The sequence below is a fragment of the Aestuariivivens insulae genome (assembly GCF_022662195.1).
GTDB classification, from domain to species: domain Bacteria; phylum Bacteroidota; class Bacteroidia; order Flavobacteriales; family Flavobacteriaceae; genus Aestuariivivens; species Aestuariivivens insulae.
The window spans coordinates 356673-369895 of record NZ_JAKMCS010000003.1; the positions used below are offsets into that span (position 1 = coordinate 356673).

General features: G+C 37.7%; 7 protein-coding genes. 1 reads left to right on the top strand and 6 read right to left on the bottom strand.

Features of this window, described 5'->3' with window-relative positions; translation table 11 throughout:
- Positions 1 to 66: 66 nt before the first annotated feature.
- From MR062_RS05800 to MR062_RS05825, 6 genes are all read right to left on the bottom strand, one after another.
- Complete coding sequence (locus tag MR062_RS05800; RefSeq protein ID WP_242203144.1) at positions 67 to 2022, bottom strand: glycoside hydrolase family 13 protein; 1956 nt, start codon at positions 2020 to 2022, stop codon at positions 67 to 69.
- Between the two features lie 10 nt (positions 2023 to 2032).
- Positions 2033 to 4141 (bottom strand): glycoside hydrolase family 97 protein, encoded by a 2109-nt coding sequence (locus tag MR062_RS05805; protein WP_242203145.1) that lies wholly within the window; start codon positions 4139 to 4141, stop codon positions 2033 to 2035.
- A 264-nt stretch (positions 4142 to 4405) separates the two neighbouring features.
- Complete coding sequence (locus MR062_RS05810; protein WP_242203146.1) at positions 4406 to 6712, bottom strand: glycoside hydrolase family 65 protein; 2307 nt, start codon at positions 6710 to 6712, stop codon at positions 4406 to 4408.
- Positions 6684 to 7382 (bottom strand): beta-phosphoglucomutase, encoded by a 699-nt coding sequence (gene pgmB / locus MR062_RS05815; RefSeq protein WP_242203147.1) that lies wholly within the window; start codon positions 7380 to 7382, stop codon positions 6684 to 6686. Before pgmB ends, MR062_RS05810 begins: the two co-directional genes overlap by 29 nt.
- 6 nt (positions 7383 to 7388) lie before the next feature.
- Positions 7389 to 8744 carry an MFS transporter gene (locus MR062_RS05820; protein ID WP_242203148.1) on the bottom strand — a complete coding sequence of 452 codons (1356 nt, stop codon included), beginning with the start codon at positions 8742 to 8744 and terminating at the stop codon, positions 7389 to 7391.
- 134 nt (positions 8745 to 8878) lie between these two features.
- Complete coding sequence (locus MR062_RS05825) at positions 8879 to 9952, bottom strand: LacI family DNA-binding transcriptional regulator (protein ID WP_242203149.1); 1074 nt, start codon at positions 9950 to 9952, stop codon at positions 8879 to 8881.
- A gap of 351 nt (positions 9953 to 10303) precedes the next feature.
- Here MR062_RS05825 and MR062_RS05830 point away from each other — a divergent pair, with 351 nt between their 5' ends.
- The gene (locus MR062_RS05830) at positions 10304 to 13213 is read left to right on the top strand and encodes a SusC/RagA family TonB-linked outer membrane protein (protein WP_242203150.1); all 2910 of its coding nucleotides are present in this window, start codon (positions 10304 to 10306) and stop codon (positions 13211 to 13213) included.
- Positions 13214 to 13223: the final 10 nt, after the last annotated feature.

A 13223-nucleotide genomic window follows, 5' to 3' on the forward strand; every position in this document is an offset into this window, starting at 1 on the left:
ATCGTTGGGTATTAGATTTAATTTACTTATTGGTATACTTTTTTAAAACCTGTGAGGTCTTTGTTTCTATAATTTTGTTGTTAGAATAAGGCTGCCTTGCTCTTCAAGTCTCAAGCTATCTTTCCAACCCACACGTTCACCATTAATAATATTGATTAACTTTTTACCATATAACCCTACTTCATTAAACCTATCCAAATTCAAAGTCACTGGTTCAATATTTTTATTAATGATGTGTACCACGGTTTCATCACCATATACCCTAAACAGTACATATACCCCATTTTTAGGCGCAAAATGAATGGTTTCTCCTTTATGGATAGCTTCACTATCCTTCCTGTAATGCAACACTCTTTTTAGAAACGACTGCATGTCTTTTTGGGCTTCGGTTAATCCCTCTCCCGTAAAAGCATTAATAGCATCGCCAGTCCAGCCACCAGGGAAATCGGTACGAATTAAACCATGGTCTCCCGGTTTTTTAAAATCGTTCATTAAAATTTCAGTGCCATAGTATATTTGTGGAATCCTGGGAAGTGTTAACATGTAACTTAAAGCCATTTTAGTATTTACAATATCACCATGTAATTGGGTAAAAATACGACTCATATCGTGGTTATCGGGAAATATCAATATATCCTTGGGCGAGGCATAGGAAAAATCGTTTGCCAGACCTTCATACATTTTAATCAATCCTCTATCAAAGGCCTCATCTTCATTTAATGCCTGAACAATATTGGATTGCATCGCAAAATCCATGGTTGATTTAAGATTAGAATCATAACCATCCTTATTTGCATGGCCTTCTTGCCAATACGCTATAAGCAACGGATTATAACTCCATTCTTCGCCAACAATGCTAAAGTTAGGATACTCTTCCATAATTGCACCTGCCCAGTTACTCAAAAAGGTTTTATCTGAATAGGGGTAAGTGTCTTGACGAATACCATTGAGCTGTAAGGTTTCTATCCACCATATACTGTTTTGTATAAGGTAGTTGGCCATAAATGGATTTTGTTGGTTTAAATCGGGCATTTCAGAAACAAACCAGCCTCCAGTTTCTAATTTTTTATCGACTTTTGAAGCATAAGGGTCTTGGTTGGTAGTTCTTCGGTGATTAGTGATTATTGGGCGCCCTTCTTTTTCAAACGCTTCTTGATAGCTTATCCAATCTTTAAACGGTAAATCTTTCATCCACCAATGTTCCAATCCACAATGGTTAACCACTTGGTCCATAACGTGCTTCATCCCTCTCTCATGCAATTGATGGGATAGTTCTTTATATTCTGCCAAAGTCCCAATCCGTGGATCCACTTCATAAAAATTGGTCATAGCATAGCCATGGTAAGACCCTTTAGGCATATCGTTAGTCAATAAAGGGCAGGGCCAAACAGCTGTAAAACCTAAGTCTTCTATATAATCTAAATGATTGGTTATACCCTCTATATCTCCACCGTGGCGGGCATAATCATGCGCTCTATCGATACTTTTTTCTTTTAACGTTTCTACTATATCATTACTTGGGTTGGCATTGGCAAATCGGTCTGGGGTAATTAAATAAATCACATCGCTACTATCAAAGCCCTTGTAATCCTCGGCTGGTTTTTCCCTGGATTTTAATTCATAAGTATAAACTAAATCGGTTTTATTGTTTTGTTTGAATGTGATATTAAATTTTCCCGCTTTGGCAGCACTATCAATGTCGAGATCGATAAACAAATAATTAGGACTATCGGCTTTATGGACTTTTTTGATAGTTACTCCCGGATATGACATGCTCGGAAGGGCTTCTGAAATATTAGTGTGTTTTACCAGTAGCTGTAATTGCGACTTCTTAAACCCTACCCACCAATTGGGAGGCTCGACACGTTGAATGTCTTGCCTTTCTGTAATGGTTATTTCTGCTTTTTCACTTGGAGCTTCCTTATCTTCACCTTCTTTACAGGACACGTTGAGCAAGATAAACCCCAATATTAGGCTAATAACAAAAGGATATGGTAATCTTTGGTTTCTGAAATACTTCATTGTATTTATTTTAATTCAGTGCTTTAATACTGATAGCATAACCTCCTCCAGGTACCAATAACTGTGACAGTTTTGACTTACTGGTTATTGTTTTGGTCTTGATGGTATAGGCCTGTGGATTGGTTTTATAATGAGCGTCTTTGGCATCGGCATAAATGGTAGCCAGATATTTTTTGCCCTTTTCCAAGAAATCGAATGTTATGATTGATGTTCTGGTGGCTTCACCATTAACATTTCCAACAAACCAATTGTTAGTTCCTTTTTCTTTTCTTGCAACCGTTATGTATCTGCCCGGTTCTGCTTCCAAATACACGCTTTTATCCCAATCTACGGCAACATCTTTAATAAATTGAAAAGCATCCATAAACTGCTCGTAATGTTCGGGTAAATCGGCCGCCATTTGTAACGGGCTATACATGGTAACATACAAGGCCAACTGATTGGCAATAGTACTATTCACATGTGAATTGTTATCTGGATTGAGTTTGCTGATGTCCATTTCAAAAATACCAGGCGTATAATCCATAGGCCCTCCTATTAACCGTGTAAACGGCAATACGGTAACATGATTTGCCTTAGAGCCTCCAAAGGCCTGAAACTCCGTACCTCTTGCCGATTCATTACCTATTAAGTTAGGGTAGGTTCTGCAAATTCCGGTAGGCCTTATGGCTTCATGTGCATTGACCATAATTTGATATTCCGCAGCTTTTTCAACTGCATATTGGTAATGGTTTACTAGCCATTGGCTGTAATGGTGTTCTCCCCTTGGCAGTATATTGCCCACATAACCACTCTTTACTGCATCGTAACCATGGTCTTTCATAAATTGGTAGGCTTGGTCCATATGGCGTTCGTAATTACGAACCGAACCTGAAGTTTCATGGTGCATGATCATTTTTACATTTTTTGATTTTGCATATCGATGTATTTCCTCGACATCAAAATCGGGGTAAGGCGTTACAAAATCAAAAACATAGTCTTTAGATTTCCCAAACCAGTCTTCCCAGCCTTCATTCCAACCTTCAACCAATACGGCATCAAATCCATGTTCGGCTGCAAAATCGATATACTGCTTTACCTTGGTATTGTTGGCGGCATGCTTTCCGTTAGGTTTTACTTTAGAATAATCGGTAACCCCCAATTGAACGGCTGCCAACTCATCGGTATAGGCCCATGAACTTTTACCGGTGATCATTTCCCACCAAACACCCATGTATTTTACTGGTTTAATCCAAGAGGTATCTTCTATTTTACAGGGTTCGTTTAAGTTTAGGGTGATGTTTGAAGCCAAAATATCCCGTGCATCGTCACTAACCATTATGGTGCGCCATGGGGAAGTACATGGGGCTTGCATATAGCCTTTGTCTCCTACGGCATCGGGCGTTAAGTGAGATTCAAAAACCATATTTTCATCATCTAAATTAAGATGCATACAGGAATAGTCTATTAGGGCGGCTTCGTGTAAATTAATATACAAGCCATCATCGGTTTTCATCATTAATGCCGTTTGCACCCCTGTTTTCGAAAACTGTTCCTGTGAAGCATTATGTGTTACCGCAGTATCAAACTTTTGGCGGATTTCCGATAGTCTCGATTCGGTATAATCGTATTCCTGAGAATCGTAATCACCTGCAATCCAAAAGGCCGTATGGTCGCCTGTCATGGCAAACTGGGTACGCTCTTCCTTGATTATAAAATACACTAAGTTCTTTTGACTTGGAAATTCGTACCGGAACCCCAATCCGTCATTAAACAAACGAAAACGAATGCGCATAACCCTATTGGTTTCTTTTTGGCTAAGCGTTACCGCCAATTCGTTGTAGTGGTTTCTAATGGTTTTACTTTCTCCCCAAACGGGTTCCCAAGTCTCATCAAAGGTTGCCGTTTCTGTTTCTGTGATTTCGAAATCATTTAACAACGACTTATCATCATTTTTTAATTCCAACCCTAAACTACTGGAAAGTATTACTGGTTTATCCTTATAAGATAGCTTATATGTTGGAATGCCTTCAGTCTGAATTGAAAATTGCATGGCAAGCTCACCATTAGGCGATTTTAACTCTTGTGCAGACACCAAAACCGTGGCCCATAAAAAGATTATATTTAATAAGTGTTTCATATTTTTTATAAAATTATGTTTAGTGTATGACAAAAATTCTTCGCTCTTTTTCTTTGGTTGTGTATTATTTTAATAATACCCTTCCGACTTTAAACTCTTGATTGAGTTTAAAGCCACCTTCCCTTAAAAAGGGAAGGAGCTATGTTTGTTGATGTATTCTACCTCTCCTCCTTATAAAGGAGGAGTGGCTTCGGTTTCATTTAAGAAACCGAAGACGAGGAGGTTTTAATGATGCTCAAAAATGTTTTCTCATGCGCTAAAAAATTATACGGTAACCAAACTGTTAGGTTCAATGGTGACCAATTTATCGTTAACTAATAATTGTAATGATGCACCGCTCTCCAACTCAAAATTGATTTTATCTTGACAAACGTTTACCTTAAGGATATATCCCCTATAGTTCACCTTAAAGGAATAGGCCTCCCATTGTGTTGGGATTTTAGGCGTAAACGACAACGTATTATTTTTAATTCGCATGCCACCAAAACCTTCTACAATGCTCATCCATGTTCCTGCCATTGAGGTAATATGAAGACCTTCGTGAACTTCGTGGTTATAATCGTCTAAATCCAACCTCGAGGTACGCAAATAGAAGGTATAGGCCTGGTCCATTCTATCTAATTTCGCCGCTTGGATACTATGCACACAAGGCGACAAAGAACTTTCGTGAACGGTGAAAGGCTCATAAAAATCAAAATGACGCTCTATTTCTTCCACAGTGAACTGGTCTTCAAAAAAGTAAAGTCCTTGAAGCGTATCGGCCTGCTTTATGTATGGTGAGCGCAGAATACGGTCCCAGCTCCATTTTTGGTTTATGGGCCTTTCGGTTTTTGGTAAATCGGCTACCGTAATGAGTTCTTTATCTAAAAATCCATCCTGCTGTAAATAAACTTGGTGTTTTTCAGAATAGGGGAAATACATATTATCTGCAACGGCTTTCCAAAGCGCTACTTCCTTTGGGGTAAGTTTTACCTTTTTGGTTATCCTAGAGAAATCTGAAGGATATTCAGTTTCAATCTTATCTAAATTCTCAATGGTATAGTTAATACACCATTGTGCCAAATAGTTGGTGTACCAATTATTGTTTACATTGTTTTCGTATTCGTTTGGCCCGGTTACTCCTAAGATAACATACTGCTTTTTATCATTTGAATAAGTGGCTCGTTGTTGCCAAAAACGGGCTATGCCTATAAGCACTTCCAGTCCTTTTTCTGGAACATAACTATAATCGCCTGTATAACGATGGTAATTAAAAATAGCAAAGGCAATGGCTCCATTTCTATGAATTTCTTCAAATGTAATTTCCCATTCGTTATGGCACTCTTCACCATTCATCGTTACCATAGGGTATAGTGCCGCTCCATTAGTAAATCCTAATTTCTCAGCATTTTCTATGGCTTTATCTAAATGGTTGTAGCGGTACTCCAAAAGCGTTCTTGCCACTTTTTGGTCTTTGGTCGCCATATAAAAGGGTATACAATAGGCTTCGGTATCCCAATAGGTACTCCCTCCATATTTTTCACCTGTAAACCCTTTAGGGCCTATGTTTAATCTGGAATCTTTTCCTAGATAGGTTTGATTTAACTGAAAGATATTAAAGCGAATGCCCTGCTGTGCCTTTTCGTCGCCCGAGATGGTAATGTCGGACATGCTCCAAATGCTTGCCCATGCTTGTTTTTGGCTTTCTAACAATTGGTCGAACCCTTTTTCCGTGGCATTTTTCAAAACCTGCTTAGCGGCTTCTACCAATTTGGTCTTATCATGGTTTCTATCAACCGTATAGCCTCCAAACTTTTGTATGGTAAAACACTCGCCTTGCTTTGCTGGATAATGATAAGCAAATGCCACTGTTTTTTCTGTTGTTTTAATTTCGGGCTGTATCTCTAATTGTTTGTTATTGGCAAATACCATGGCCTCCATAAAGGTACAGGTATGAAATTCTGTTTTCATGGTTTTGGCCTCGATAAATCCTTGATTAGTCCCATGACTAACCTTTAGGGTATTCCAGAATTTATCGTCCCAATTGGTATCTTCATTGGTAATACCAGAATCTAAATAGGGTTCAAAAACAATATCTGCATCCGAGTTTATTGGAGTAACTTCATAGTTAATAGCCCCAAGTTCATCTAAATCCAAACTTAAAAAACGCTTTGTGCTTACCTGAACTTGTATGTTATTCTGAAGTGTGGCCGTAAAGCTTCTAGATAACCAACCTTCTTTCATGTTAAGTTCTCTCCTAAAGTTTTTTACGGTTTTACATGCATATAAATCTAAAGTTTCGCCATTTACCGTCACATTAACCCCAATCCAATTAGGCGCGTTAAGCACTTTGGCAAAATATTCTGGATAGCCGTTTTTCCACCAGCCTACACGTGTTTTATCTGGATAGTAAACCCCTGCTATATAGCTTCCTTGAAAGCTTGGTCCAGAATAGTGCTCTTCAAAATTGGCACGTTGCCCCATAGCACCATTACCGATACTGAATAGGCTCTCGGAAGACTTGACGCGATTAGTGTCAAAGCCTTCTTCGATAATAGACCAATTATCTGGTTTTATATAATCTTGATTCATTATTATTTTTTCTTTTGTCTGAAATAAACTGAGAGAAGAAATTTTCTGGTATTTCAGTTAAATTGTTAAAATTATAATCTGCTTCATTAAGCGTTTCTTTGTCGCCAACTCCTATGGAAATCATGTTGGCTTGGTTTGCCGCTTCAATCCCTGCAATGGCGTCTTCAAAAACAATACATTGTTCTGGCTGTAGGTTTAATTGTTTTGCCCCTATGAGAAAAACTTCGGGATCTGGCTTGGCTTTAGACACACTGTTACCGTCTACAATTCCAGAAAAGCGATGCAATAAATTAACTTGCTTAAGTATTAACGTTGCATTCTTACTGGCAGAACCCAGCACATATTTAATTCCTAAATCGTCTAAAGTATCCAAAAGCCCATTAACGCCTGGCAGAATTTCCTCTGGTCCCATTTTAGTGATATAGCCTAAGTAATCTTCATTTTTACTCACTAAAATCTCTTGCTTTTTTGCTTCTGGCAGCTCTAAGTTGCCAATCTCCAGGAGAATCTCTAAAGACCTTACCCTACTAACCCCTTTTAACAGTTCGTTATGGGTTTCGGTAAAGGCTATCCCTAAATCGTCAGCAAGGTTTTTCCATGCTAAAAAGTGATATTTTGCGGTATCTACAATCACCCCATCTAAATCGAATATGACTCCTATCTTGTTCATTTTTTTTTATTGAATTATATCGTCTACATCCTTAACCTTAAACACTAAGGATGCAGCAATTAAAAAACTAACGCCACTCATTACTAAAGCGAATATGGCATGGTTTCCATAGGCATATTTAACTAGCGGCCCACCTATTAAGGCGTTAATGATTTGAGGGATTACAATGAAGAAATTAAATATTCCCATATATACTCCCATTTTCTTTGGCGAAATTGATCCTGCCAAAATAGCATAAGGCATAGCCAAAATACTTGCCCATGCAACACCAACTCCAATCATGGATAGAATCAACCAATTTTTATCTGGCATGATGTAGATAGACAGTAATCCTAAACCACCTATTATAAGAGAAATTGAATGTGTTTTTTTACGTCCTACTTTCTTCGCTATATATGGCAATGCAAAAGCGTAAAATGCAGAAACGAAATTGTAAACCCCAAATAAGATACCCACCCAGTCGCCAGCATTTTGATAGCTTCCACTGCTACTATCGGTATGTGGCAAACCATAAATATGTTGAGCAATTGCAGGGGTTGCAAAAACCCACATACCAAAAAGACCAAACCAGGAAAAAAATTGAACCCAAGCCAATTGGCGCATGGTGGCTGGCATTTTTTTGAAGTCGTCAAAAATATCCAACAAGTTCGATGTTTCTTTTTCCTCTTTTAATTCGGCGTTTGAATCTGATTGGTTTTCCTCGAAACCAGCAAGCTCTTCAGGAGAATACTCCTTAGTGGTAGTAAGTGTAACAAGGATTGATCCCACTAAGACAATAGCACCAATTATAAAAGATAAAATTAAATTAAAAGGAACTGTGCCTTCGGTAGTTTCATTTGATACTCCAAACCAATTGGTAAGCACATATGGCAACCATGAACCTAATACAGCGCCAAACCCTATAAGCGCAGTTTGTACACTAAAACCTAAAGTTCGTTGGTCTGTCCTCAAATTATCCCCTACCAAAGCACGAAATGGTTCCATGGCAATATTGAACGAGGCATCCATAATCATGAGCATGCCTGCTCCCACCCAAAGGGCTGGTAAAAAAGCTATAAAAATATCTGCTTGAGGTAAAAATACTAAACCAATAGATGCTAGAATAGCTCCTACTAAGAAGTATGGTTTGCGTCTCCCAAATCTGCTCCAAGTTTTATCACTGTAATGCCCAATAACTGGTTGAACAATTAGTCCCATTAGCGGGGCTATTATCCAAAACCATGACAGTTCATGAACATCGGCTCCGAAAATTTGAAGTATTCTACTTGCGTTGGCATTTTGAAGGGCGAAACCCATCTGAATTCCCAGAAACCCAAAACTCATGTTCCAGATTTCCCAGAAACTTAATCTACGCTTTTCCATTAAATAGTATATTTTAATTAATACTATTTGATAAGCGGTATGTACTTATCAAAACTTATGGTGAGAAGTGAAAATATAAGTCTTGATTATGGGTCAAAGATATAAAAGATTTTTTGTTATTTCCAAATAAAATTTTATTTAGTGGATTCTCTTTCAATAATTTCGGTCTCTATAACCACCTTAATAAAGTCCGATTTCGACGTTGTATTTCCAAGGTACTGACTGGATTCAGCATCTAAAGCTTCCAACCTGTCTATTAACAAATTAGCGGCCTGCTCTCCTATTTTTTGACCATGTTGGCTCACCGTAGTAAGGCTTGGTGTAGCGTGTTTGGATAATACCCCATCTGTAAATCCTATAACCTGCACATCATCTGGAATAGTGCGTCCCAATTTTCGGGCGACCTTCATCGCTGTAACTGCATACAGTTCGTTTACGGCAAAGACTCCATCTATAGCCGGATTGTGTTTAAAAAAGTACTCTATTTCCATTTCTAAATCCTCTAAATGGCTATCTACGTTCAAGCTATCATCTACCTTTAATATTAAATTGGGATCGGCCTCTATCTTGTTGTTTTGTAAGGCTTCTAAATAACCTTGAGTACGCAGCCTACCCACACTTACATAATCCATTGTTGTGATTAACGCAATGTGTTTACACTGGTTTTCAATAAGTTTGTTCACTGCTTTTACGGCGCCATTAAAATCATCAACAATAACCTTATCGCAGTCCACTTCATTAACCACACGATCGAACATCACAATAGGAATACCTTGATTCATGGTTGCATGAAAATGATGATAATCCTGCTTAAGTAAGGTTTCTTTGGAAATGGACAATATAAACCCATCTATGCTACCATTAGCAAGCATTTCCATATTGATAATTTCCTTGGTAAAGGACTCGTTAGACAGGCCTACAATAACATTATAGCCACGTCTATTGGCTATGAGTTCGATACCTCGAATAACCGTAGAAAAAAAATGGTGGACAATCTCCGGTATTAAAATCCCAATCGTTTTTGTTTTCCTGTTCTTTAAACTTAAGGCTATATTATTAGGCCTATAGTTATAGAGCTTAGCAAAGGCCTGAATTTTTTGTGTGGTATCCTCACTTATTTCCTTACTGCCACTAAGCGCTTTTGAAACCGTTGAAATAGAGACGTCTAATTCCCTAGCAATTTGCTTTAATGTAATTTTTCTTTTCATCCGTATTATTATTGTTCTTCAACGGTAACATGTAGCCTTTGATGTTTAAAATAATCATTCCGCTTTGTGTTTAATGATGATTTTAAACATGTTGGTTTCATCCTTTTTAATCCATTCCAAGGTAATAATTATTTGGTAAGTATTCATAGGCAATTTAAACAAATTAAAAAAGCTATAAACATGAATTATCATCAATTTTACAGCCTATAAATAGAAAGTTGTCAACACGAAAACGTTTTCGCTAAATTTTTCGTAATTTATAATTATTTTTTAACATTTTCTTTACATAAGTTTGATTCGAGAAGTGAAAATATAACAAACTATTTAAAAGACATTTATAAACTAACTCGTATGAAAACAACTACTAATAGTTTACTGTTTTTTCTGCTTTTGGCTCCCATGTTTGTATTGGGCCAAACCTTAGTAACAGGAACAGTAACCGAACAGTCGACTTCCATCCCTTTACCTGGTGTTAATGTGGTCGTTAAAGGCACTTCTACAGGTACAGCGACCGACTTTGATGGTCAATATCAAATAGAAGCCAATGCGGGAGATATTATTGTATTCTCCTATGTGGGTTACCAAGCCCAAGAAATTACCTTTTCTGGTCAAGCGCTACTCAACATTCAATTGGTTGAAGATGCAGCCCAACTGGATGAAATCGTAATTATTGGTTATGGTACCACAACCAAAAAGGATGCTACAGGTTCTGTGGAAGCCATTACTGCAGAAGACTTTACCAGAGGCAACATAGTAACCCCAGAAAACCTTTTAAGCGGGCGTATTTCTGGTGTAAGCATTAATACAAGCGGTGCACCGGGATCTGGATCTCAAATCAGGATTCGTGGCGGTTCTTCCATTAATGCATCAAACGACCCTTTAATCATTATTGATGGATTACCTATCACTAACGATACCAACAAAGGCTCCAGAGGTGTTTTGGCCAGCATCAACCCTAACGATATAGATTCATTCTCAGTTTTAAAAGACGCCTCTGCAACTGCCATATATGGTTCCAGAGCGGCTAATGGAGTGATTATTATTGTGACCAAAAAAGGAAAGTCAACGTTTAGTGCTACTCTAGATTCACAATATAGTTTTGGTGAATTAACCGATAGAATAAACGTGTTCTCTGCGAATGAATACCGAAACCTGGTAAGTTCGCAACCTGTAAATGGTACGACATTAGACGAAAGCCTTTTAGGTAATGCCAACACCAACTGGCAAGACGAAATTTTTAGAAATACTGTATCCTCACAGCACAACTTATCTTTACAAGGCTCATTATTTAAAGCCATTCCAACACGCTTCTCTTTTGGCATCACGAACCAAGAAGGTGCTCTTTTAACCTCAGAATTTGAGCGTAGAAATTTAGGTTTGGCATTAAACCCCAGCTTTTTTGATGACCATTTAAAAATTAACATTAACGCCAACTTATCGTTCGAGGATAACCGCTTTGGTGATTCAGGACTAATAGGTGCTGCTTTAAGGTATGATCCAACTCAACCTGTTTACGACCCATCCTCGCCTTTTGGAGGGTTTTATCAACATAGAAGTGGTTCTATTGTTTCTAACGGGACAACAAACCCGGTAGCTTCACTATTACAAACCGATAACAGAGGGGATTCCAACAGAAGTTATGGAAATATAAACCTAGATTATAAGTTTCATTTTCTTCCAGAATTAAGAGCAGTTCTAAACATTGGTTTTGATGAAACAAAATCCAAAGAAATAAATTGGACCTCTCCCTTGGTAGCTACAAACGATGAAGTAAAGGGTAATATTTTTAGACGTTTTGAACAAAGGACCAACAAATTATTGGATGGTTATTTAACCTATACTAAAGCGTTTAATGACCTGCGCACTGAATTTACAGCAGGGTACTCTTATCAAAAATTCACCTTTAACGGGAACCATACAGGAAACATACTAGATCCTAACAATTTTCCCGACACTTATGCAGATCCAGACGTCGTGTTAATAGGTTATTTTGGTCGCGCCAATTTAACTTTTGCAGACAAATATTTATTAACCCTAACTTATAGACGTGATGGCACTTCCCGTTTTATTAAAAAAAACAGATGGGGAGATTTTCCAGCTGCGGCCTTGGCCTGGAATATTAGTGACGAAGATTTCTTAAAAAATTCAAGCGTTGTTTCTAATTTAAAATTAAGAGCAGGCTATGGAATAACTGGACAACAAAGTATACCTGACAAGTCTATCTTCTTAAACCGTTATAGAGCAGGTAATGAAAACTCCCAATATCAATTCGACAATCAAGTCATACAATCGTTGATTGCTTCAGAAATTAATCCTGACTTAAAATGGGAAGAAACAACTACCCTAGAGTTTGGTATAGATTACGGATTATTTAACAACCGTTTATCAGGTGCTTTGAACCTTTTCCAAAAAAACTCTAAAGATCTTCTCTTTGTTGCCGCCGTTGCCGATGGCGCCAACTTTTCAAACAGTGTGATACAAAATATTGGTGAATTACAAATTCAAGGTATCGAATTTTCTGTTAATGCCGATGTGGTTAAAAAAGATGATCTTAACATAGACTTTAATTTCAATGCTACCTTCTTGGATAGGGAAATTAAAACCTTAGCGCTTGGTGAAGATGTTAGGACCGGAGGTATCTCTGGTGGTACAGGGAACAACATTCAATTACATAGAATTGGTGAGGCTCCTAATTCGTTTAGTGTCTTTAAACAGTTATACGACACCTCTGGAAACCCAATAGAAGGGGCTTACCTAGATACTAATGGCGATAACATTATTAATGACGACGACCGTTATTTAAAGGAGAATCCTGGTGCCGATGTTATTTTAGGCTTCCAGTCCAATATATTTTATAAAAATTTCGACTTAACATTTAACATGAGGGCTAATCTTGGTAACTATGTGTATAACAATGTTAATTCCTCTAGAGCACAATTGGAACAACTTCAGGATAATGCTGTATTAGGAAACCTTCCTAGTGCTGTGTTAAACACCAATTTCCAAAGAACATCAGATGTTATCATCTCCGATATTTATTTAGAAGATGCTTCATTCTTAAAAATGGATAATATCACTTTAGGATACACTTTCAACAACCTATCAAAAGGATTAAAGAGCCTAAGACTGTGGGGCGGTATTCAAAATGTGTTCACCATTACAAACTACTCGGGTCTAGACCCTGAAGTATTTGACGGGATAGACAACTTAATCTACCCAAGACCAAGAACCATTTTAGCTGGAGCTAATTTTAAATTTTAAAAAAAACAAC